A 23,787-nucleotide genomic window follows, 5' to 3' on the forward strand; every position below is an offset into this window, starting at 1 on the left:
GGATTAGTGATGATGCAACCCATTTCCCCCACTCCCGCACAACCTCCCGGTGAAGGACGAAACCGTCTTTCCATCGCGGGCGAACAGCCGTTATCCACCCAACAACGTACCGTACTGGAACGACTGATCACTCGCCTGATTTCGCTGACGCAACAGCAAAGCGCGGAAGTATGGGCCGGAATAAAACACGATTTGGGGGTAAAAAGCGACACGCCGTTGCTTTCGCGTCATTTTCCTGCCGCTGAACAAAATCTCAACCAACGACTGGGCGTCGCCCAGCAAAACCACGCTCATCGTCAGGTGTTGGCGCAATTAACAGAACTGCTGAGCCAGGGGAACAATCGCCAGGCCGTCAGTGATTTTATCCGCCAGCAGTATAACCAGACGGCGTTAAGCCAGCTTACGCCAGAACAGTTAAAGAACGTATTGACGCTACTGCAACAAGGGCTGCTCTCAATCCCGCAGCCACAGCAGCGCCCGGCGACCGACAGGTCGTTATTACCTGCTGAGCACAATACACTCAACCAGCTCGTGACAAAACTGGCTGCCGCCACGGGAGAATCGGGAAAGCTGATTTGGCAATCAATGCTGGAACTCTCCGGCGTGAAAAGCGGCGAGTTGATCCCAGCTAAGCAGTTCACTCATCTGGTGACCTGGTTACAGGCGCGCCAGACACTCAGCCTACAAAACACACCCACCTTGCAAACGCTGCAGGCGGCGTTGAAGCAGCCGCTAGAACCGAATGAATTTACGGCAATCAAAGAGTATGCGCTGCAGACTTATCAGACTCAGCCACAAACGGTGTTGACCTCAGTCCAGGTACAGGATCTGCTTAACCAGATCTTCCTGCGTCGTGTAGAACGAGAGCGAGAATTGAACGATCCTCGGTATATTCAACCACTCTACAGTCCGTTCGCGCCGGTTATTGAAACCATTAAATCGCTGTCGGCACGACCGGGCCTGTTGTTTATCGCGCTCATAATTGTTCTGGCGATTTTTTTGTTGGTTTCCTAACTTTTCCTAAAAGAGAGTAATGTCACCATAATGCCCACTACTGCGGAAATCGCCCCGGCCAGAAATACCGAGGGATAACCGTATGAGGTAGCTAATAGCCCCGCCAAAGGCCCGGTCACACCGTAGGAAATGTCCTGAAACGCAGCGTATCCCCCCAATGCAGTACCGCGAACCTGTGAAGGTACGCGTTTCACCACCTCAACGCCCAGTGCCGGGAAGATTAATGAGCACCCGGCCCCGGTTAATGCTGCCCCCAATAAGGCAAACCATGCGGTTGGCGCGAGCCAGAGCAACACCAGCCCGGTTGTTTCAACACACAGTGAAATGAGTGCCACCCTCACACCGCCAAAGCGATCTGGCATCCAGCCAAACAGCACACGCATGAGCACAAATGCGCCGCCAAAAGCGGTCAATGTAAACCCCGCCATCGCCCAGCCGTTGCTGGCAAAGTAGAGTGAAATAAACGTACCGATAACGGCAAAACCGACGCCCTGCAACGCCAGACCAACACCCGGTTTCCAGATAAGCCCGACCACACTCCACAGTGAAGGACGTACGCCTGGATGGGCTGGCACTTTACGCACGGTGCCGTTAAACGCCCACGCCAGCAGCGGAAGCACCATCGTGGTGCCCGCCAGCGCCGCAAAACCGTAATGGCTGTGGATTAACAGACCAAGCGGCGCACCGGCCGCCAGCGCGCCATAAATCGCCATCCCGTTCCATGACATCACTTTCCCCGAATGCCCCGGCCCAACCAGCCCCATTCCCCAGGTTAATGTGCCCGTCAGCAACTGGCTTTCACCAAATCCCAGGATCAAACGCCCGACAATCAGCAGCGCAAATTTAACCGGGATGGAGACTGGCAACAGCGCTGCCAGCAACCATGCAACGCCCGCCAGGGCACAGGCAAACATACCCTGTAGCGCAGAACGTTTGGCACCATATTGATCGGCGAGTCGCCCGGCATAGCCTCGTGTAAGTACCGTGGCCAGAAACTGTATGCCTACAGCGATGCCGACCATGGTATTGCCATAGCCCAGTTCATGATGCACAAAAAGCGGGATGACGGGTAAGGGTAAACCGACCGTCATATAGGTCAGGAAAACTGCAAAGGCGATGCGAAACAGCGAGGCGTTCGCTGAGGAGGTTTTATCTGTCTGAGTTACTGCAGTCATGCTTTACTCCGAAATGAAGAGTAAGGCGGGGAATAGCCACGCCCCCTCTACCTGAGTACCAGGATTAAGGTGCGTTGGTTGACGTTAAACGCTTACGCATTATCAGGACGATAATGTTGAGGTGTGGAGTTTGCCTGCGGATTCAGCCGCTTGTCAATGCAAAAAGGGAGCCATCAGGCTCCCTTTTATCAGCAGTCAGTCCGCTTACGCTTTCAGCTTACGCATTACCAGCGTGGCGTTGGTGCCGCCGAAACCGAAGCTGTTGGACATCACAGTGGTCAGTTCGCGATCGGTCGTTTCCGTTACGATGTTCAGGCCCGCAGCCTGCTCGTCCATCTCTTCAATATTGATACTTGGTGCGATAAAACCGTGTTCCATCATCAGCAGAGAGTAGATGGCTTCTTGTACGCCAGCCGCGCCCAGAGAGTGGCCAGTCATCGCTTTAGTCGCAGAAATAGCCGGGCTGTTATCACCAAACACTTCGCGAATTGCACCCAGCTCTTTCACGTCGCCAACTGGCGTAGAAGTACCGTGGGAGTTCAGGTAGTCGATGGGAGTGTCAACACCGTGCATGGCCATCTGCATGCAGCGCACCGCGCCTTCACCAGACGGAGCAACCATGTCAGCGCCATCGGACGTTGCGCCGTAGCCGACGATTTCCGCATAGATGTGCGCGCCACGTGCCAGAGCATGTTCGAGCTCTTCGACAACAACCATACCGCCGCCGCCTGCGATAACGAAACCGTCACGGTTTGCGTCATAAGTACGGGAAGCTTTGTCCGGAGACTCGTTATATTTGGTAGACAGCGCGCCCATCGCGTCGAATTCACACGCCATTTCCCAGCACAGTTCTTCGCCGCCGCCAGCAAAAACGATGTCTTGCTTGCCCAACTGAATCTGTTCTACCGCGTTACCGATACAGTGTGCGGACGTCGCACAGGCAGAACTGATAGAGTAGTTCACACCGTGGATTTTAAACGGCGTCGCGAGGCACGCGGACACCGCAGAGGCCATCGCTTTGGTGACCACATACGGACCCACCGCTTTCAGGCCACGCGGGCTACGCATCGCATCGGCACCAAAAACCTGAGATTTAGACGAACCGCCAGAACCAGCAATCAGACCCACGCGCGGGTTGTTCTGATAAACCTCATCTTTCAGACCGGCGTCTTCAACAGCCTGCTGCATGGAGAGATAGGAATAGATAGAGGCATCGTTCATGAAACGGACCACTTTACGGTCGATAAGACCAGTGGTATCCAGTTTGACGTTACCCCACACGTGGCTACGCATTCCTGAATCTTTAAATTCCTGAGAGAAAGTGATCCCTGAACGTCCTTCACGCAGAGATGCCAGGACTTCCTGCTGGTTATTACCGATGCTGGAAACGATGCCCAAGCCAGTAATCACTGCACGTTTCATTCAATACCTCTGTAAGTCGCACTATAGTAAGTTTCGAATGGCACAATAGCGTACACTTGTACGCCGAACAAGTCCGATCAGCCAATTTATGCGGAAATTTGCGCCGCCAGGCACACATCGCTAAGATCGTGGCACTGCCTGTGAGACGAGTAACTTACGTGAAACAATACGCTATACAACCTGCCAACCTTGAATTTAATGCTGAGGGTACACCTGTTTCCCGAGATTTTGATGATGTCTATTTCTCTAATGATAATGGACTGGAGGAGACGCGTTACGTTTTTCTCGGCGGAAATCATCTCGCGGAACGCTTTCCCATTCATTCACGGCAATTATTTGTAGTAGCAGAAAGCGGGTTTGGTACCGGTCTCAATTTTCTAACGCTCTGGCAGGCATTCGCCGCCTTTCGCGCTTCACATCCGAAGGCCACGTTAGAGCGACTTCATTTCATTAGCTTCGAAAAATATCCACTAAGCCGCCAGGATCTGGTTCAGGCACATCAACGCTGGCCTGAACTGACGCCCTGGGCTGAGCAGTTACAGGTTCAATGGCCTCTGCCGCTGGCCGGTTGTCATCGCCTGTTGCTGGACGAGGGGCGTGTGACGCTGGATTTGTGGTTTGGCGATATCAATGAACTGACCGGGCAGCTGGATGAAACGTTAAATCAGAAAGTTGACGCCTGGTTCCTCGACGGTTTCGCACCGGCCAAAAATCCGGATATGTGGACGCAGAATCTGTTCAACGCGATAGCACGTCTGGTCCGTCCTGGCGGTACGTTGGCAACCTTTACCTCCGCAGGTTTTGTGCGTCGGGGTTTACAGGATGCCGGTTTTACCATGCAAAAATGCAAAGGGTTCGGGCGCAAGCGTGAAATGCTTTGCGGCGTGATGGAACAAACCCTGACGCAGCCGTCCGCGTCCCCCTGGTTTCTCCGTCGTGGAACCACAAAACGTGAAGCGGCAATTATCGGCGGCGGCATCGCCAGCGCCTTATTGTCGCTGGCGCTGTTACGCCGTGGCTGGCAAGTCACACTGTATTGCGCTGATAAGCAACCGGCTCAGGGGGCTTCCGGAAATCGTCAGGGCGCGCTGTATCCGTTACTCAGCAAACACGACGCGGCCATTAACCTCTTCTTTCCCGCCGCATTCACTTTTGCCCGACGTCTGTATGACGCCCTGCCCGTTGAGTTTGCACACGACTGGTGCGGCGTCACGCAATTAGGCTGGGATGAAAAGAGTGAACAGAAAATCGAACAAATGCTGTCGCAGTTATTGCCCAACGAATTCGCAAAGGCCGTTGATGCTACGCAGATCGAGCAAACCATCGGTCTGCCGGTAAACTGCACAGGGATCACCTGGCCACAAGGCGGCTGGCTGTGTCCGGCGGAGTTGACCACCGCGGTACTGCTTCTTGCCGAAAAACAGGGATTACGTACCCGTTATCAGCATTCACTGACTACCCTTTCAGCGCAGGAAGCAGGCTGGCAGTTGACGTTCGCCGACGGAACGCAAGCTGAACATCAGGTTGTCGTCCTGGCAAACGGTCATCAGATTAATCGTTTTGATCAGACTCAGCCGTTGCCGGTTTATTCCGTCGGGGGTCAGGTCAGCCATATTCCCACCACCTCAGCGCTTTCCGCCCTACGACAAGTACTGTGCTATGACGGCTATCTTACCCCGCAAAACCCGGTCAATCAGCATCACTGCATTGGCGCCAGCTATCACCGTGGCAGCGAAGAGACACGCTATCGCGAGGATGACCAGCAACAGAATCGGCAGCGCCTGATTGACTGTTTTCCGCATGCTGAGTGGGCAAAAGAGGTCGATGTGAGCGGAAAAGAGGCGCGCTGCGGCGTACGTTGCGCCACCCGCGACCACCTGCCTATGGTGGGTAATGTGCCGGATTATGACGCGACGCTCATTCAGTATGCAAACCTTGCTGAACACAACGCGGATGCGGAAAGTGCGCCAGTCTACGAGGATCTGTTTATGTTGGGCGCGCTGGGATCGCGTGGGCTGTGCTCTGCCCCGCTGTGCGCTGAGATCCTCGCCGCGCAAATGAGTGAGGAGCCTGTCCCGTTAGATGCAGGTACGCTGGCGGCATTAAACCCGAATCGATTATGGATACGGAAGTTGTTGAAGGGGAAAGCAGTAAAGTAACGGGACAATGCCGGATGACGGTGTAAGCACTTTATCCGGCCTATGGGACGCGGGATCACAGGCCGGATAAGACGCCAGGCGTCGCCATCCGGCTAATCCGCCATTATTTTGCCGTGACCTTCTGGAACAGAGTGTCCCACATCTCCTTCACTAATGCCTGGTCGCGTGGCGAGAGTTCACCCGCGCCAATCGCCTTTTCCAGACTCGTGGTGACATTGGCATATACCGCGTCGGCGGAATGGTCATCACCGCCTTCCAATTCGGCAACGGCTAGCGTCAGGTGGCCACGCAAATACCCACTGGCAAAAAGCTCATCATCACTTGCATGCTCTACCATGTCGTCGATTAATGCCAGAATGCGTGATTCAAACTCCGCGATCATCTTCTTTCCTCATTGTAAACGTGGCGCTGGCTTCAGTTGAGCGCTTCTGGCCACGGGAACTGTTCCACCTTAAGATCAGGCGTGTGATAATAATTCTGTAGCGCTTTAATGAATCGCGCTGGACGTTCAGGGATCCCTTTTTCCAGATATTCCATTACCTGAGCATGTACCCGACGCTGAAACACCACGCGATCCGGTTCAAAGTCGCCTTCCAGATTGTCGCAACTGACGTTGAACGGATAACCCGCCGCTACGCAAAATAACCAGTCAAATGCCTGTGGTTTCACTTCCACATCCTCAAACTGGCCCTGAGTCTGCGCATCACGGCCATCCGGACAGTACCAGTAACCAAAATCGACCCGTTCCCGACGCGCTTTGCCCGCGATGCACCAGTGCGAAATTTCATGTAAGGCGCTGGCGTAAAAACCGTGGGCAAAGACGATACGGTGATACGGGATCTCAGCATCTGCAGGAAGATAGATCGGTTCGTCATCGCCTTTAATCAGACGGGTATTAAATCCATCTGCAAAACAGCCATTAAAAATATCAATGAGCTGTTCGTAGTGATGTGTATTGTTCATTAGCTCATCCCCAACCAGTGGAGGATCTCCTGTCCATGACTATCATAAAGTAGTTTGGTACTCATCACCGCCGAAACGATAACGATCATTGGCCGAATGAGAGTTTGTCCTTTGCTCAATACCAGTCGGGAGCCCATACGCGCGCCAAGGAACTGGCCAACCAACATCACAAAGCCGGTCGCCCAGATCACTTTTCCACCAATGATAAACAATAACAGACCGCCCATGTTTGAAGTGGCGTTAAGTAATTTGGCATGAGCCGTTGATTTGGCGAGGTTATATCCGCACAGCGTGACAAAAGCCAGTGCGTAAAACGAGCCTGCTGCGGGTCCAAAGAACCCATCGTAGAAACCGACGCATCCTCCGGCGATCAGCGCAAAAGGCAGACCGTAAAGACGACGCTGCCTGTCTTCCTCACCCAGTTTCGGCATCAACAAAAAGTAAAGACCGATACAGATAACCAAAACGGGCAAGATCTGACGCAGCACATCAGATTGCACATGCTGAACCAACAGCGCACCGCTCATTGATCCAATGAAGGTCATCGCGATATTGAGTTTTTGCTCCGCCAGATTGATAACTTTGCGGCGAATAAAATAGATTGTGGCCGAAATGGAGCCACCGCAGGCCTGCAGCTTGTTGGTTGCCAGTGCGTTCGCAGGCGACATTCCCGCCGCCATCAGCGCAGGAATGGTCAGTAGTCCCCCGCCTCCGGCGATTGAATCAATAAATCCAGCCAGCACCGCGATAAAAAACAGAACCACCAACAACAGCGGCGAAACCATAAACAGGTCTAAAAAATTGTCCATTAGAGTACATGCTCATCCAGTAGCGCCTGGCAGGAAGGCGGCAACGGTGGCGGTGTCTTCTTCTCAGGCTTTGTTGTTCCAGGTTTCGGCGGTTCGAACCAGCTCTGCAGTTCCGCGCCACATCCATCACCCGGCGGTGGCAACGGTTGATCTTCGCACTCAAGGCTATCGGCGGGGCAACGTAGTCTGACATGCATATGCGCACGATGCTGGAACCAGGGGCGAACCTTTCGCAACCAGTCGCGATCGGTCCCGGCATCCAGACAAAGTTGTTGTTTAATTGCAGGATTGACAAAAATTCGCGTGACGTCGTTATCTTCCGCCGCCAGTTTAATCAGACGAGAAATTTCTGGCTTCCACAACGACGGCACGACGTGTTTACCATCAGCGGCCACCAGATCCAGCGCCTGCGGTCGCAACAGCTGAGCCTGCGTCCAGCGCGTTTTCGGTAACTGGAGAAAAATATCGACGTCCAGGCCGGTCTGATGGCTGGCATGTCCGCCGTTGAACCGACCACCAGCAGGCATTCCCATATCGCCAATCAGTACCGTTCCCAACCCCAATTGGTTCACCTGCGTACTCAGACGCTGGATAAACATCACCAGGTCAGGATGGCCGAAATAACGGCGCTGATCGGTGCGCATCACCTGGTAGGATTCAGACTGTACGGGAAGCGTGTCGGCGCCCACGATACAACCATTCGAAAATCCGCCAATAGATTGTGCGCTTCCTGCGACGGGATGGGTTATTTTTTGCCACGGCGTCACCGCCAGGCTGGCACTACTGACAAACAGGGCCAGTAGTGCAAGTACCGTTTTTTTCATCTGTTACCAGCGTGGTATATCAGTTTTCACATCCGCATTTTGCGCCCGCTGACGCAGCAGATGATCCATCAAAACGATCGCCAGCATCGCTTCGGCAATCGGAACTGCACGGATCCCAACACACGGATCGTGACGTCCTTTGGTTACCATCTCAACTTCTTCGCCAAAACGGTTGATCGTCCGCCCCGGCACGGTAATGCTGGAGGTCGGTTTCAGCGCCATGTGAGCCACAATTTGTTGCCCACTGCTGATCCCCCCCAGAATGCCGCCAGCATGGTTGCTCTGGAAACCTGCTTTGGTGATTTCGTCACGGTTCTGGCTGCCACGCAGCGCGACCACGTCGAAGCCGTCGCCGATCTCCACACCTTTCACCGCATTGATGCTCATCAGTGCGTGGGCGATATCGGCGTCCAGGCGGTCAAACACCGGCTCACCAAGCCCCGGTGGTACGCCATTCGCCACCACCGTCACTTTTGCGCCAATAGAATCGCCTTCTTTTTTCAGCGCACGCATCAGTTCATCTAACGCGTCGATTTTGTCCGGATCAGGGCAAAAGAACGGGTTAAGCTCTACCTGCGTCCAGTCTTTGATCGCCAGCGGAATATCACCCATCTGGGTCAGACAGCCCTGAATAACGATACCGAATTTTTCGGCCAGATATTTTTTGGCAATCGCGCCCGCCGCAACGCGCATTGCCGTTTCACGGGCAGATGAGCGCCCGCCGCCACGATAATCACGTAAACCGTATTTCTGCTCATAGGTATAGTCGGCATGGCCCGGACGAAAAACGTCTTTAATGGCACTATAGTCCTGCGAACGTTGATCGGTGTTTTCAATCAGTAAACCGATGCTGGTGCCGGTCGTAACGCCTTCAAACACACCCGACAGAATTTTCACCTGATCCGGCTCACGACGCTGAGTGGTGTAACGTGAGGTGCCCGGACGACGTCTGTCGAGATCGTGCTGCAAATCAGCCTCTGTCAGCGGGATGCCCGGCGGAACGCCATCGACGATACACCCGAGCGCCAGCCCGTGCGATTCGCCGAAAGTGGTTACGCGAAAGAGTTGTCCAAGTGTATTTCCTGCCATCACCACTCCGTTATCGTTGTTGTGTGTTTGCGCGTTTGATTAATCTTTGTAGATACTGAAATGTTCACGAGCCGCAATCAGCTGCGCTTTCGTCAGCATGAAGACGCCGTCACCACCATTGTCGAATTCCAGCCAGGTAAACGGCACATCCGGGTATTGTTCTATCAGATGTACCATGCTGTTTCCGACTTCACAAATCAGAATACCGTCATCAGACAAGTAATCCGGCGCATTGCCCAGGATACGGCGGGTAAGCTTTAAGCCATCCGTTCCCGATGCCAGACCCAGTTCAGGTTCGTGGCGATATTCACTCGGCAGATCGGACATATCTTCCGCATCGACATACGGCGGATTTGTCACGATGAGGTCATACTGGAGTTTCGGCAGGTCGCGGAAGACATCAGAACGGATAGGCGTGACATGATGGAGCAAGCCATGCTCTTCAATGTTGCGTTCGGTCACCGCTAGCGCATCTGTGGAAATATCAACAGCATCGACTTCCGCTTCCGGGAAAGCATAGGCGCAGGCAATCGCAATGCAGCCGCTCCCCGTACACATATCCAGAATATGCTGCGGCTGGCCTTTGATTAGCCCGTCAAAATGGTTGTTGATCAGTTCGCCAATCGGCGAACGCGGCACCAGCACGCGTTCATCCACATAGAATTCGTGGCCGCAGAACCAGGCTTTGTTCGTCAGGTAGGCCACCGGAATACGCTCATTAACGCGACGAATCACGCGTTCAACAATGCGGTGACGTTCACTCGGCGTCAGGCGCGCGGTACGCATGTCTTCAGGAATGTCCAGCGGCAAATAGAGTGTCGGTAATACCAGTTGCACGGCTTCATCCCAGGGATTGTCCGTCCCGTGGCCATACCAGATATTCGCCGCGCTAAAACGGCTGACCGCCCAGCGCAACATGTCCTGAATGGTATGCAGTTCACTCACTGCTTCATCGACGAAAATTTTATCCACGTATTCCTCCAGGGCATGCTCGCATTAAATTCGGCGGCTAGTTTGCCACGAAGACGGGGATAAATCAGCATTCACGCAGAGCATGAACACGAAAATTGTGTTTTGGCGGATCGGATATCCCCGGAGTCGGGTAAACTAACGCAAAACAGAAGATGAGACGCGCGAATGAAAAAGAAAAACCCGCTCAGCGAGGAGGACCAGGCGTTGTTCCGGCAGTTGATGACCGGTACCCGTCAGATTAAGCAAGACACGATCGTGCATCGTCCGCCACGAAAAAAAATCACTGAAGTTCCGGTTAAGCGACTCATTTCGGAGCAGGCAGACGCCAGTCACTATTTCTCTGACGAATTTCAACCGCTGCTGAATACGGATGGTCCGGTAAAATACCTTCGTCCCGACGTTAACCATTTTGAACTGAAGAAGATGCGCCGTGGCGATTACTCCCCGGAGCTGTTTCTCGACTTGCATGGTTTGACTCAGCAACAGGCCAAACAAGAGTTAGGCGCATTGATTGCCGCCTGCCGCCGGGAACATGTGTTTTGCGCCTGTGTGATGCACGGACATGGCAAGCACATCCTTAAACAGCAGACACCGCTATGGCTGGCGCAACACCCGCATGTGATGGCTTTTCATCAGGCGCCGAAGGAATATGGCGGCGACGCCGCGCTGCTGGTACTTATAGAAGTAGAAGAGTGGCTTCCCCCCGAACTTCCCTGACCGCAAAAACAGAAAGAGCCGCAGATGCGGCTCTTTTAATCGTTATATTCACCAGATGGCGGTTTCGCCGAATCCAGCATTTTACCGTTAAATGGCCTTCGCCATTTTCAGATTACATGGACTCATCTGCCAGTTGAAACTGCCTTTACCAGTCTCATCAAGTGTTACGCTTGCAATGGCAGACGTGGTAAACATCGGCGGCGTTTCACCCGGACAAAGTTCAGACACCAGATATCCCACTAAAGGTAAGTGAGAAATCACCAGCGCAGTGGCGACGCCTTCATTAGCCAGAGCCTGTAGATAGGCGCTGACCAGACCAACATCGCCGCAGGGAGTCAACTCCGGTAAAACATCTACGCCTTTCGGCAGGTTCAGACACTCCCCAACGACATCCAGCGTTTGTTCGGCTCGCAAGAACGGGCTCACCAGAACACGTTCGATATCCACTTTTTGACCTTTCAGCCAGTTCGCCATTAGGCGGGACTCGTCACAACCACAATGGGTTAAGGGACGAACCGAATCACTGGCGGCATCAAGGGCCGCGTCGCCGTGACGCATGATAAAAACTTGCATATTGCACCGCTTTTGTTAACCAGAATCACCCACATTCGTACTCAATACCGTAATGGCAGTGGTAAAAATGCGGTGGCCGGCATTGTGCCTTATCCGCTCACCGATTGAAACGCTGTTTTTTACCGTAATGGCGTAAGTATAGTCAATTTCTGTTTGCAAATTGAGCACGATACATTCATTCGGCGCGGATTCATCCTACCTTTGACCTTATACTTACAGGTCCGTTTCCCCACTCTTCCAGAAGCGATCGCCACGCTGCGCCATCTGCAATAGCGGCTCACATGGCGTAAACCGATCGCCATATTGCGCGCTCAGCCGTTGCAGAGTGGCAACCACTTCCCCCGCCCCCAGGGAGTCCATATAACGGAACGGGCCGCCAAGAAATGGCGGAAAACCAATACCGAAAACAGCGCCGATGTCACCATCACGGGCGCTTCGAATAACCTGCTCATCGAAACAACGTGCCGCTTCATTGAGCATTAACATCACGCAACGTTCAGCAATCTGCTGCGCGGAAAACCTCTTCTGACCTTGTACGCCAATAAGCGTATAAATTGCAGGGTCAACGCGTTTTTTGCTTTTACGCCCTTTTGCACCATAAAGATAGAAACCCCGGCCATTTTTTCTACCTTTGCGATCATCATTCAAAATTGATGCAACAACATTTGCAGGCGCGCTAAAACGTTCTCCGTAAGCCGCTTCCAGTACAGGTATAATTTTAGTGCCTGTATCGATTCCAACCTCATCCAAAAGTTGGATTGGACCTACCGGAAAACCAAACTTGACTAGCGCGGCGTCAATATGTTCGACGCGCTCCCCTTCTGTCAGCAGCCGAATGGCCTCGTTGATGTAAGGTGCAAGAATGCGGTTGACGTAGAACCCCGCTTTATCGCTAACCACAATGGGCGTTTTACCCTGTTTTTTCGCCAGCTTAACGGTTGTGGCAATGGTCTTCGCAGAAGTGGTTGCATGCGGGATTATCTCAACCAACGGCATTTTTTCTACCGGACTGAAGAAGTGCATGCCGATCACCTGTTCCGGTCTGAGAGCCTTTGCTGCAATATCCCCAATCGGTAAAGATGAGGTATTAGAAGCAAAAATCGTGTGAGGAGCGCAATTCTGCTCAACTTCCTCCACCATCCGTTGTTTTAACGACAGATCTTCAAACACAGCCTCAATAACCAGATCCCGATGAGAGAAACCGCGATAATCGGTAGAGCCTGAAATTAACGCCAGCTGTTTGTCACGTTCACTTGCCTTGATATGGCGGCGGCGCACTTTCGTTTCAAGTTGATCCCAGGTGTACTTCAGCGCGTGATTGATTCCTTTCGTATTAATGTCTTTGATGCGAACTGGCAAGCCGCCTTTACAGGACGTAACATAAGCAATACCACCGCCCATTAATCCACCGCCAAGAATCCCTACGTTTTCGAGTGGACCGGGTTGCGCGTCGCTGCCAGGGTCTTTTTTCACTTCTGTGCTGGCAAAGAATATATTACGTAAGGCTTTTGACTCCGACGTCATCGCCAGTTCGCCAAACGCCCGCGCTTCAGCGTCATAACCGCTGTGACTCCCCTGCGCCAGTCCGGTTTCCAGCACGTCCAGAATGCGGTCGGTGGCCGGATAGTTACCCTGTGTTTTCTGTTCCGTCTGTTTCCTGACCATACGAAATAACAGTGCGCGTCCCAATGGACCTGCCAGAATGCGTTCACGAACCGGTAATTCACGATGAACAGACTGATCCTGTTTGGCTAACTCAACAGCCGCTTCCAGCAAAATCGAATGGGGAACAACATCATCCACCAGCCCCGCCTTCAGCGCCTGCCTGGCACGCAGTTGCTTGCCGGTGAGGATCATATCCAGCGCCGTACTTATCCCGACCAGGCGTGGCAGCCGCTGTGTGCCACCCGAGCCCGGCAACAATCCAAGCTGTACTTCCGGCAGGCCCAGTACTGTTTTTACATCATCGGTACAAATGCGGTTGTGGCAGGCCAGCGCCATCTCAAGCCCCCCGCCCAAACACGCACCATGAATGGCGGCAATGACCGGGATCGGCAACGCGTTAATCTCGGACATTATCTGCTGGCCCTGATGTGCAAGAGCTTCAGCCTCCTGCGCGCTACGACAATGGCCAATCATATTGATATCGGCACCAGCAATAAAATTATCTGGTTTTGCCGAGATGAACACCACACCGCGCAATGCTTTGTTTTCACGGATTTGTTTCAGAATGGCGCGAACCTGAGTCGCAAATTCCGCTTTTAAGGTGTTCATTTTTTCGCCGGGAACGTCCATAGAAACGACGGCGACATTATCCAGACGCACGTTAAGCGTAAAAGCCGATGTCATTTCCATTATTCCGCCTCCAGAACCATTGCCGCACCCAGACCACCCGCCGCACAGGCGGTGACTAAACCGAAGCCCCCGCCCCGGCGCCGTAATTCGTGTAATGTCTGGGTGATCATGCGTGCGCCTGTGGCGGCAAACGGGTGACCATATGCAATCGACCCGCCCAGTACGTTGAATTTGCTGTCATCCACCTCACCGGTGGCATGCGCCCGTCCCAAAACGTCACGGGCAAAACGTTCGCTGCCCAGCAGTTGAACATTGGCCAACGTCTGCGCGGCAAACGCTTCATGCATATCAATGAGCGTTAAATCGGCCATCGTTAATCCCGCGCGCTCCAGCGCCAGCGGTGTAGACCATGCGGGACCCAGTAACATGTCCTGCCACACATCGATGGCGGTAAAGGCGTAACTGCGCAGATAACCCAGCGGGACCAGTCCCAGTTCCCGGGCGCGAGATTCCGTCATCAAAATAACGGCAGCCGCGCCGTCCGTCAGCGGTGTGCTGTTCGCCGCCGTGACAGTGCCATGCTTTTTGTCGAACGCAGGACGCAGTTTTGCGTAATCAGCCAGCGTAGAGTTACCGCGAATATTATTGTCTTCTGCGAAAGGATCGTTAAAAGGCGGTACCCAGGTGGTCATCACTTCATCCGCTAACTTACCTTCGGCCCAGGCCTGAGCGGCACGCTGATGAGAACGATGCGCCAGCGCATCCTGTTGTTCGCGGGTAATGCCATACGTTTTCGCCATTTGTTCGGCGGTATCCCCCATCCGCAACCCCGTTGAATACTCCGCCACCGCAGGAGGAACCGGCATCAGATCGCGTAAACGCAGGCGAGAGAAGAGTTTGAGTCGCTGGCCGGTCGTTCTGGCTTTATTGACATCCACCAGCACGCGCGCCAGCTTTTTGCTAACCCCAATGGGTAACACGGAAGACGAATCGGCCCCACCGGCGATACCCGCACGGATAGTCCCCGTGATCAGGCTCTCGGCCACATTCGCCACGGCCAGAAAACTGGTCGCACAGGCCCGGCTCACGCTGTAGGCATCCGTATGAACGTTCATCCCAGTACCCAGCACGATTTCGCGCGCGATGTTTGGCGCTTCAGGCATTTGTACAACCTGGCCAAATACCAGTTGTTCAATCACATCAGGGGGGATTTCACTGCGCGCAAGCAGTTCACCGACGACCATTTTCCCCAGATCAACGGCGGGAATGCCATGAAATGCAGTGGCCTGCCGGGCGAACGGTGTACGTAAACCGCTCACAATGGCGATACGATCGCCCTGACGGGTGACCAGCGGTAAAGCCTGACTCATAACACTCCCCTGTAAAAAAATAAATTAAGTGGTCTGACCTGATCACAGTCTTAACCAATTTTTTACATTTAGCCAAGGAGAGACATTAGAAAGTGCGAGCTATGGCACAGTGAATAGTTACATAGCGTTACGAAAACACCCCTGCCATCATTTGACAGGGGTGTTTGGAAGGAGGGGATTAACGCAAGCCCAACTGGAAGATCAGTGTTTCAGCTTCGCAGGCGAAGACAAAATCGATATCCAGACGAACACCTTCTGACTCTTCAGTGAAAGTAGAGGTGATTTGGCAAGGTTCGGATTCCACGCTACGCGCTTTTTCCGTCAACGCAGCCAGCGTTTCTTCAGCCTGCGCGCGGTTTGCGAACACACGACTGTACGACGCGGTGCAGTCGGAGTTGTCCATAATGGTCCCAACGTCCATACAGCAGCAAACCGGGGTTTCATCAGCACTGCATTTACTCATTGTAGATTTCCTCTGTATTCGCACCTTAGGTGCCAGATAAACGTTGGGGATATTTTACGCTCCCACCATTCACCTCTCCAGTCGTTAATGATATGAAATAGCATAAGTGACCGAAATCACACTTAAAAATGATCTAAAACAAAAATCACCTAAAAGGGTGAGTGCGGATCCCCCCAATTTTGCCAGCTGGATCGCGTTTCCAAGATCACAATTGAAAAATTTTATAAACATACTTGCAACATTCTATCTGGTCAGACCTATACTCACGCCACTGGTCTGATTTCTCTGTCGTACCTCAGACCCTACACTTCGCGCTCCTGTTACGGCATGTAACATTGTTTGAATAAAAATAAATCAATGAGGTTATGGTCATGAGCCAGAAAACCCTGTTTACAAAGTCTGCTCTCGCAGTCACAGTGGCAATTATCTCCACACAGGCCTGGTCTGCAGGCTTTCAGTTAAACGAATTTTCTTCCTCTGGCCTTGGCCGGGCCTATTCAGGTGAAGGCGCTATTGCTGACGACGCAGGTAACGTCAGTCGTAACCCTGCGTTAATCACGATGTTTGATCGTCCGACATTCTCAGCCGGGGCGGTGTATATCGATCCTGATGTTAATATTAGCGGACGTTCGCCGTCGGGTCGTAGTCTGGACGCAGATAACATCGCGCCAACCGCCTGGGTACCGAACGTGCATTTCGTTGCGCCAATCAATGATCAGTTTGGCGTCGGGGCATCCATTACCTCTAACTACGGTTTAGCCACCGAGTTTAACGACACTTATGCAGCGGGTTCTGTTGGTGGTACTACTGACCTCGAAACCATGAACATGAACGTAAGCGGCGCGTATCGCTTAAATGAGGCCTGGAGTTTTGGTCTCGGTCTGAATGCCGTCTATGCGCGCGCTAAAATTGATCGTTATGCGGGTGACTTAGGTCAACTGGTTGCCGGTCAGATTATGCAGTCTCCTGCCGGGCAGACTCCGCAAGGTCAACAATTGGCGGGAATGGCAAGCCGTATCCCAAGCGATGAGAATATTGCTCACCTGAACGGTAACCAGTGGGGCTTTGGCTGGAACGCCGGCATTCTCTATGAAGTCGACAAAAACAACCGCTACGCCTTAACGTACCGTTCTGAAGTGAAAATCGACTTCAAAGGTAACTACAGCAGCGATCTGGATCGCGGAATCAACCGCTTTGGTCTGCCACTCCCATCGGCCACAGGCGGTGCGACCCAGTCCGGTTATTTGACGCTGAATCTGCCTGAAATGTGGGAAGTTTCCGGTTATAACCGCGTTGCGCCACAGTGGGCTATTCACTATAGCCTGGCCTACACCAGCTGGAGCCAGTTCCAGGAGTTGAAAGCCACTTCAACCAGCGGCGACACCCTGTTCCAGAAAGACGAAGGCTTTAAGGATGCTTACCGTATCGCATTAGGTACCACCTATTACTACGATGATAACTGGACGTTCCGCACCGGTATCGCGTTTGATGATAGCCCAGTGCCTGCCGATAAGCGTTCCATCTCTATTCCGGATCAGGACCGTTTCTGGCTGAGCGCGGGTACCACTTACGCCTTCAATAAAGATGCGTCTATCGATGTCGGCGTCTCTTACATGCACGGTCAAAGCGTCACTATCAACGAAGGTCCATACCAGTTCGAATCTGAAGGTAAGGCCTGGCTGTTCGGCACCAACTTTAACTACGCGTTCTAAGTTTGTCCCAGACATAAAAAAAGGTGAGCTTTTAGGCTCACCTTTTTTATTGGCCTCAGGCCATCACTCAGAATCAATATCTTTGAGGTCGTCCTGAATCGCCTGCGCGTTCGGGTTTTCCTGAGGTTTAAGCTTCCCGCCATTGGCGATGAAATCATGGCGCTGGAAGTACGCTTCACGCACCATAATGTAAGGATCGGAGGACTGGCGCAGCAGACCATCAGAATCCAGCAACTGTGCACGAGTCTCAATTCCTTCCAGCGTCCATTTACCGATAGACATCGGCCAGGTCAGCCAGGAGAGGACAGGATAGAGATCATCCACCATGTCGCCGCCGTCGTCACGAAGCGTGAAGCTGCCATAGAACGGAAGCTGCATATACGGCCCATAACCTACGTCATAGTGCCCTAACGTACTGCCGAAACGGTGAGGTTCAGCACGCTGCAGTTTCGGATTCGCCATTCCCGCAACATCAATAAAGCCGCCCATCCCCAACAGGGTGTTCAGGAAGAATCGGGTGAAATGCACCATCCCCTGATAAGGATCGCCCTGCAGGAAGTAGTTCACCATTACCGCGGGTTCTTCAAGGTTGCCGGTGAAATTACTCAGACCATTTCGCGCAGGTTGAGGAACATAGTCACGCCAGGCGACAGCGACCGGTCGAACGACATACGGATCCAACACATTGAAGTTGAAGTTGTACATGGTGCGGTTGAACCCTTCAAACGGGTCGGAACGCCCCTGCTGTTCAGTACCGGAACTCGCACACCCCACCAGCAGTGTGGTTCCCAGCGCAAGCGCCGACAGGCGAAGCTTCATAAATGTCTCCCTGTTGATTATGGCTATCGCTGATTGCCATCCATGACGGAACAAAAACGTATCCGCCTGTTTAGGTGTGAGCGATTGTAACAGCACGTCAATCGATGTCTATATACCCGACCTTATCGATCTGATCATAGCCTGGTAACGCAATGCTCGTAACGCTTCTATTTTAACTGACGGCGAAAAACCAAACGTTACCATTTTTGCGATTTCAACGTTTACCCCTCTGCTGCGAACAAAAAATCGCTACGCTTGAGCTATACGTGCTTATAACAAGGCGACACGATGGACAAGCTCAGCAGTGAAAAAATTGATCGGCACAGCGATGAACTTGAAGTAGAAAGCGAAGAAAAGCAGCGCGGCAAGAAAATTGAACTCGACGAAGACCGTCTCCCCTCGCGGGCCATGGCCATACATGAGCACATCCGTCAGGATGGCGAGAAGGAACTGGAGCGAGACGCAATGGCGCTGCTATGGTCAGCGATTGCCGCCGGGCTTTCTATGGGAGCCTCTTTACTGGCAAAAGGGATTTTTCATGTTCAGCTCGACGAGGTTCCCGGCCGTTTTTTACTCGAGAACCTGGGTTATACCTTTGGCTTTATTATTGTCATCATGGCCCGCCAACAACTGTTCACAGAAAATACAGTAACAGCTGTACTTCCCATCATGCACAAGCCAACGCCAGGCAATATCGGTTTGCTGATGCGGCTCTGGGGAATTGTGCTACTGGGTAATATTCTCGGCACCGGCATCGCGGCCTGGGCCTTTGAATATATGCCCATATTTGATGAAGAAACGCGGGACGCGTTTGTCAGTATCGGTATGGAAGTGATGAAAAACAGTCCGTCAGAAATGTTTGCCAACGCAATCATTTCGGGATGGCTGATTGCCACCATGGTGTGGATGTTTCCGGCTGCCGGGGCCGCAAAAATCGTGGTGATCATCCTGATGACCTGGCTCATCGCGCTGGGCGATACCACGCACATTGTCGTCGGGTCAGTCGAAATCCTCTATCTGGTCTTTAACGGTACGCTGCACTGGAGCAACTTTGTTTGGCCCTTCGCCCTGCCAACTCTCGCCGGAAACATCTGCGGCGGCACCTTTATTTTTGCGTTGATGAGCCACGCGCAAATCCGCAACGATATGAGCAACAAACGTAAACAAGAAGCCAGACAACGCGCTGAACATGAAGAACAGCAGCAGAAAAACCAGAAAAAACAGTCCTGAATGGCGACGGTTTGAGCAGTCAGGCGACCTTATACTTACCGCGCTGCATAAAAAACGCTATACTCTCGCCGCTTCGTCCCCTTAGTTAAATGGATATAACGAGCCCCTCCTAAGGGCTAGTTGCAGGTTCGATTCCTGCAGGGGACACCATGAACACTTCTCACAAAGTCCAACGCAGTACATAACTCATTGATTTTAATTCATACCTCTTATTTTATTCGTCCAGTAAAGTGCCATTATTTCTAATGGAATCTATACATCTTTGCGTATAACATTGTGTATAACTGAGTTCGATCTTTTTTCTATACACATGCTGCTATCTGACATCCAAATAAAAAGAGCAAAACCGAAGGACAAACCCTATACGCTTAACGATGGTATGGGACTATCACTCCTCATCGACACAGCGGGCAGCAAAGGCTGGCGTTTCCGCTATCGCTTTGCAGGTAAGCCAAAGATGATTTCCTTTGGTGTATATGGCGATGTGTCGTTGGCACAGGCACGTACCAAACGTGATGAAGCGCGTTCGATGTTGGCCAAAGGGATCAACCCAAGTGAAGCCAGAAAGGCAGATAAGATTGCTTTGCAGTTCGCACATGAGAACAGCTTTGAGTCTGTGGCCAGAGAATGGCACTCATCGAAAAAAGCCACCTGGTCAGAGGGGTATGCAAAAGAGGTTCTCAATTGTATGGAAAAGGATATTTTTCCTTTTATCGGCCAGCGCCCAATTGAGCAGATTGAACCGCTAGAGCTGCTAACCGTCCTGCAAAAAATAGAGAAAAGAGGTGCGCTAGAGCAAACCAGCAAGATCCGCCGCCGTTGTGGTGAAGTGCTTCGTTATGCTGTTGCCACTGGCAGAGCAAAGTATAATTTTGCACCCGATTTAGCTATCGCACTCAACAAACCTAAAACTCAACACTTCCCGTTCCTGACTGAAATCGAGTTGCCCGAGTTCGTCAATGCTCTGGATAACTATCAGGGCAGTTTAGTCACCAAATACGCCACGCAGTTGTTGATGCTAACCGGAGTGCGCGCAATTGAACTACGTGCAGCGGAATGGGCTGAGTTTGATTTAGATAATGCCTTATGGGAAATCCCCAAAGAACGGATGAAGAAGCGCCGCCCCCATCTGGTTCCGTTATCTACTCACGCGATCAGCATCCTGAAAAAGCTACAAGAAATAACAGGGAATTACAGCCTAGTTTTCCCTGGCAGAAATGACGTAAGGAAGCCAATGAGTGAAGCCAGTATCAACAAAGTGATAAAACTACTGGGCTATCACGGTCGGTTAACGGGTCACGGCTTCAGGCATACCATGAGTACTATTTTGCATGAACATGGTTTTGAGAGCGCATGGATTGAAATGCAACTTGCGCATGTTGATAAGAATTCTATTAGAGGGATTTATAATCATGCAAACTATCTTGAGGGTAGAAGAAGCATGTTACAGTGGTATAGTGATAATATAATTAAAAATTAATATTTCTTTTAGTTATCCTCTTTTTAGCCAATACAACCTTACCACTAATAACCAAAGCCAATATCATTGTTTGGATAACGTTATCTATTGCAAACATCAACATCAGTTTGAATGCTAAAGCAGTCCCCACATTAGTGAATACGATTAAACTCAAAGAAAATGTGATAAAAAGACATACAATTGCGATTTTATAAAGCACAAAAAATACATCTGCGCCACTATCATTAATCCAACATCTAAAAAAGACATACTTTTGTAATGAAAACATAAATGCTGCGATACCTGCTAAAAAAATCCAGCACTTTAAAATCAAAACCAGCAACAATAGTTGCTATTCCCTGTGTATTTACGAACCCTATTGATACCCCGAAAAGTTCCTTTATCAAAAGGTAAAGCAAACCTAACAACACTCCTATAATAGGAACAAAACAAACACATAACCTACTAAAATACACACAAAAAACAAATAAAAAATCAAAGAACCACCCCAAATGCCCCCCAATTCCATCTATCTCCTTATTAAGAAGGGGCATATAGTGAGCAGTTTATTTGCAAAGATGAATTACTTCACGAGTTGTTAATTAAAATAAGTTAAGAACCCAGCTTAACCAGATCTTCCATTTTGGGATATCTATAGCTAACACAGCTAGTATTATTTGTATTATTACGAACCAAAAAATAATTTTAGAGTTTTTCTTGTTGTATTTAATACTATCAAACTGGATTCTACTTTCTGATAAACGATATAAATTTTCAGTTTTACTTACCAATTCATTACATTTCTCAACCTGATACTCCAGTAAATGATTAACTTCATTATTTTTGTTTCTTGAGAAGGCTTTCAACCAACTTTCTATTTTTTTTGAACACATGTAAAAAATAAAGTACTCATTATGTTTTTGAGTCAGTACATTACCATGAGCATCCGTTACAATATCCCCAACTTGCTTCGCTAAACGACTTATTTCATAAGAAATCAATATCCCAAATGAATAATCTCGAATCAACTCCCTTGAATTTGAAGGGGGGTAAAACTCAGGATAGCCGTTATTATCCTCTCTATTAACTTTATTATAGATATATAGAGCATCGAATGAATACTTAGCATTGTCGTATACGTTTAAAAAATAACCCCCGTCATCTTTTATTAAATATGGTGATGGGTAATAAGAACCGATCTCAACAGCTCTCTCAACATCTTGCTTATTTAGACTAGAAAAATAATCTACTCCCTCATCTACACACATCTCTGGAACTGCAACTACACTATTCTCATGCTGCGATATACCTATAACATCATTTAACTCTTTCAAAATCATGCGAACATCATTGAATACATCATCAAATTTCTCACAAATAATTTCTGATGCAAGCCATGATCTATCCAAGCATATAAAGCCACTATTTTTTTTGCTATAGAAATTCAGTCCATCAAACTCTGAGTCAAACACCAATTCATCTACATGGATATTTTTTATTGCGTTCGATGCTTCCTTTGCCATATATACTTCATACGTCAATATAAATAAATCGCTACCATGCTTATGCAAGTCCAGCATAATAAAATCGATATACTTTGTTTTGGATGATAAAGGTTTTAGTGAGTCATTATATCTATCAGAGCCATTAACACTAATTCGCCCAAGATTATAATAGGAAGAACCAAATATACTTGAGACATCGTTTATTCCGTCATATCGTGAAGCATTAAAACTATTTCTTGAATAGCGAACAATCCATTTTGCCAACTTATCAAGTTCATTCTTACCAATTACAAAACTTAATGTAGTTTTGTACCAATTAAACTCCCCATTAAGGAAAGATACAATCTTTGGATTCTCATTATTATATCCCCCCCTTAAATTTCCATTATTTTTATAACGGTGCTTAACTTCATTTGCTAACCACTTAGGAAATAAGGCAGGACAATAATAAGCACAATTAAAAACATATTTTGTATATAATGTTTTTAATTTGTTATATTTTCCTTTCTTCCTTACCTGCATTCGTTCCTCCTATTTTTTATAATAGTTGCATATTTCCATTACTGTATTCTAAATTGATTTTTTTCGAATTGTTACAGAAAAATAAAAAAATAACAAAAAAGGCACTACACCGCACCCGCCTGCGGTTTTCATATCACTAAAATTTTTCAGTTGGGATTTTTTACAAACGATACCGCCAGCCCGCGCCAGTGCTGGGAATGTACTGCGAGACTGGAACTGAAAAGAATGAAAAGAAATTCAGTTTTTTTCAGTTTTGCTGTCCATCGATTCTGTTGCCTGAATACGCAATGCTTTGATATTAAATGGATAATTAATTTTAGGTGTGATTTTTTATGAACGATTGTGAAACGAGGAAAATATAACACATTGAAATATAAATATTTTATCTCTGGAAAAACTGAAATTCTTTGAACGGATTCCGGGAACGGATCAACCATCCCCGGCGCACACTCTACCCATTCTTTTGCGCAGCCAGCAGCAATTCTAAGGCCTTTTCCCGCCCCTCTGGTGGAATTGCGTCAATCAACTCTTTAACCCTTCCCTGCCCGTTCAGCGCGCTTGGGCTGACCGAATGGGAGAAAGCAACATTCATCACAAACGAGTGACCACACTCCACGTTAGAGCAATAGCAGTATGATCTTACCCACGTAATGTGGACACAACCCTAAGCGAGATTCTGGTTTTCAAATTGTTCC

22 protein-coding genes and 1 tRNA gene are annotated in these 23,787 nt (G+C 50.2%); 7 read left to right on the forward strand and 16 right to left on the reverse strand.

What is annotated here, in order from left to right; genetic code table 11:
• Positions 1–12: 12 nt before the first annotated feature.
• Complete coding sequence (gene flk / locus CJP72_RS20230; protein ID WP_162383135.1) at positions 13–1,014, forward strand: flagella biosynthesis regulator Flk; 1,002 nt, start codon at positions 13–15, stop codon at positions 1,012–1,014.
• On the opposite strand, the gene CJP72_RS20235 is transcribed toward flk, so the two are convergent.
• Positions 1,011–2,189 carry an MFS transporter gene (locus tag CJP72_RS20235; RefSeq protein WP_162383114.1) on the reverse strand — a complete coding sequence of 393 codons (1,179 nt, stop codon included), beginning with the start codon at positions 2,187–2,189 and terminating at the stop codon, positions 1,011–1,013. The two genes, flk and CJP72_RS20235, sit on opposite strands and share 4 nt — an antisense overlap.
• A 204-nt stretch (positions 2,190–2,393) precedes the next feature.
• Positions 2,394–3,611 (reverse strand): beta-ketoacyl-ACP synthase I, encoded by a 1,218-nt coding sequence (gene fabB / locus CJP72_RS20240; protein WP_162383115.1) that lies wholly within the window; start codon positions 3,609–3,611, stop codon positions 2,394–2,396.
• 158 nt (positions 3,612–3,769) lie between these two features.
• On the opposite strand from fabB, the gene mnmC reads away from it, so the two are divergent.
• Positions 3,770–5,770, forward strand: coding sequence for a bifunctional tRNA (5-methylaminomethyl-2-thiouridine)(34)-methyltransferase MnmD/FAD-dependent 5-carboxymethylaminomethyl-2-thiouridine(34) oxidoreductase MnmC (gene mnmC / locus CJP72_RS20245; protein ID WP_342212334.1), 2,001 nt, complete (start codon positions 3,770–3,772; stop codon positions 5,768–5,770).
• A gap of 103 nt (positions 5,771–5,873) precedes the next feature.
• Here mnmC and CJP72_RS20250 read toward each other — a convergent pair whose 3' ends face one another.
• The 6 genes from CJP72_RS20250 to prmB are packed head-to-tail and all read right to left on the reverse strand — an operon-like array spanning position 5,874 to position 10,427.
• Positions 5,874–6,152: a YfcL family protein gene (locus tag CJP72_RS20250; RefSeq protein ID WP_162383117.1), complete on the reverse strand. Its 279-nt coding sequence runs from the start codon at positions 6,150–6,152 to the stop codon at positions 5,874–5,876.
• Positions 6,153–6,184: 32 nt separating this feature from the next.
• Entirely contained in the window at positions 6,185–6,733 is a 549-nt protein-coding gene (locus CJP72_RS20255) for an elongation factor P hydroxylase (RefSeq protein ID WP_162383118.1), read from the reverse strand.
• Positions 6,733–7,542: a sulfite exporter TauE/SafE family protein gene (locus CJP72_RS20260; RefSeq protein ID WP_162383119.1), complete on the reverse strand. Its 810-nt coding sequence runs from the start codon at positions 7,540–7,542 to the stop codon at positions 6,733–6,735. The genes CJP72_RS20255 and CJP72_RS20260 overlap by 1 nt, the downstream gene beginning before the upstream one ends.
• The gene (gene mepA, locus CJP72_RS20265; protein ID WP_162383120.1) at positions 7,542–8,366 is read right to left on the reverse strand and encodes a penicillin-insensitive murein endopeptidase; all 825 of its coding nucleotides are present in this window, start codon (positions 8,364–8,366) and stop codon (positions 7,542–7,544) included. Before mepA ends, CJP72_RS20260 begins: the two co-directional genes overlap by 1 nt.
• Positions 8,367–8,369: 3 nt before the next feature.
• The gene (gene aroC, locus CJP72_RS20270; protein WP_162383121.1) at positions 8,370–9,455 is read right to left on the reverse strand and encodes a chorismate synthase; all 1,086 of its coding nucleotides are present in this window, start codon (positions 9,453–9,455) and stop codon (positions 8,370–8,372) included.
• Between the two features lie 39 nt (positions 9,456–9,494).
• Positions 9,495–10,427, reverse strand: coding sequence for a 50S ribosomal protein L3 N(5)-glutamine methyltransferase (gene prmB, locus CJP72_RS20275; RefSeq protein ID WP_162383122.1), 933 nt, complete (start codon positions 10,425–10,427; stop codon positions 9,495–9,497).
• A gap of 165 nt (positions 10,428–10,592) precedes the next feature.
• Between prmB and smrB the strand changes: the two genes are divergently transcribed.
• A complete protein-coding gene (gene smrB, locus CJP72_RS20280) occupies positions 10,593–11,144 on the forward strand; it encodes an endonuclease SmrB (protein WP_162383123.1) in 552 nt (183 codons plus the stop codon).
• An 87-nt stretch (positions 11,145–11,231) separates the two neighbouring features.
• Here the strand turns inward: smrB and sixA are convergent, their stop codons facing one another.
• The 4 genes from sixA to CJP72_RS20300 form a co-directional block, all read right to left on the reverse strand.
• Complete coding sequence (gene sixA / locus CJP72_RS20285) at positions 11,232–11,717, reverse strand: phosphohistidine phosphatase SixA (RefSeq protein ID WP_162383124.1); 486 nt, start codon at positions 11,715–11,717, stop codon at positions 11,232–11,234.
• Between the two features lie 213 nt (positions 11,718–11,930).
• Positions 11,931–14,072 carry a fatty acid oxidation complex subunit alpha FadJ gene (gene fadJ / locus CJP72_RS20290; RefSeq protein ID WP_162383125.1) on the reverse strand — a complete coding sequence of 714 codons (2,142 nt, stop codon included), beginning with the start codon at positions 14,070–14,072 and terminating at the stop codon, positions 11,931–11,933.
• Entirely contained in the window at positions 14,072–15,382 is a 1,311-nt protein-coding gene (gene fadI, locus CJP72_RS20295) for an acetyl-CoA C-acyltransferase FadI (RefSeq protein WP_162383126.1), read from the reverse strand. The genes fadJ and fadI overlap by 1 nt, the downstream gene beginning before the upstream one ends.
• 178 nt (positions 15,383–15,560) lie before the next feature.
• A complete protein-coding gene (locus CJP72_RS20300; protein ID WP_162383127.1) occupies positions 15,561–15,845 on the reverse strand; it encodes a YfcZ/YiiS family protein in 285 nt (94 codons plus the stop codon).
• A 371-nt stretch (positions 15,846–16,216) separates the two neighbouring features.
• On the opposite strand from CJP72_RS20300, the gene fadL reads away from it, so the two are divergent.
• Positions 16,217–17,557, forward strand: a complete 1,341-nt coding sequence (fadL, locus tag CJP72_RS20305) for a long-chain fatty acid transporter FadL (RefSeq protein WP_162383128.1) — start codon at positions 16,217–16,219, stop codon at positions 17,555–17,557.
• Between the two features lie 63 nt (positions 17,558–17,620).
• Here fadL and mlaA read toward each other — a convergent pair whose 3' ends face one another.
• Positions 17,621–18,376 (reverse strand): phospholipid-binding lipoprotein MlaA, encoded by a 756-nt coding sequence (gene mlaA, locus CJP72_RS20310; RefSeq protein ID WP_162383129.1) that lies wholly within the window; start codon positions 18,374–18,376, stop codon positions 17,621–17,623.
• A 288-nt stretch (positions 18,377–18,664) separates the two neighbouring features.
• Between mlaA and CJP72_RS20315 the strand changes: the two genes are divergently transcribed.
• From CJP72_RS20315 to CJP72_RS20325, 3 genes are all read left to right on the forward strand, one after another.
• Entirely contained in the window at positions 18,665–19,606 is a 942-nt protein-coding gene (locus tag CJP72_RS20315) for a formate/nitrite transporter family protein (protein WP_162383130.1), read from the forward strand.
• 75 nt (positions 19,607–19,681) lie between these two features.
• A tRNA-Arg gene (locus CJP72_RS20320) sits at positions 19,682–19,756 on the forward strand.
• 160 nt (positions 19,757–19,916) lie between these two features.
• A complete protein-coding gene (locus tag CJP72_RS20325; protein WP_162383136.1) occupies positions 19,917–21,086 on the forward strand; it encodes a tyrosine-type recombinase/integrase in 1,170 nt (389 codons plus the stop codon).
• Here CJP72_RS20325 and CJP72_RS20330 read toward each other — a convergent pair.
• The 3 genes from CJP72_RS20330 to CJP72_RS26135 form a co-directional block, all read right to left on the reverse strand.
• Positions 21,076–21,411, reverse strand: a complete 336-nt coding sequence (locus CJP72_RS20330) for a hypothetical protein (protein ID WP_162383131.1) — start codon at positions 21,409–21,411, stop codon at positions 21,076–21,078. The genes CJP72_RS20325 and CJP72_RS20330 overlap by 11 nt on opposite strands.
• Before the next feature lie 256 nt (positions 21,412–21,667).
• Positions 21,668–23,092 (reverse strand): arylsulfatase regulator, encoded by a 1,425-nt coding sequence (locus CJP72_RS20335; protein ID WP_162383132.1) that lies wholly within the window; start codon positions 23,090–23,092, stop codon positions 21,668–21,670.
• A gap of 451 nt (positions 23,093–23,543) precedes the next feature.
• The gene (locus CJP72_RS26135) at positions 23,544–23,744 is read right to left on the reverse strand and encodes an ogr/Delta-like zinc finger family protein (RefSeq protein ID WP_162383137.1); all 201 of its coding nucleotides are present in this window, start codon (positions 23,742–23,744) and stop codon (positions 23,544–23,546) included.
• Positions 23,745–23,787: the final 43 nt, after the last annotated feature.

Source organism: Citrobacter sp. NCU1 (genome assembly GCF_010231475.1).
In the GTDB taxonomy this organism is placed as follows: domain Bacteria; phylum Pseudomonadota; class Gammaproteobacteria; order Enterobacterales; family Enterobacteriaceae; genus Citrobacter_D.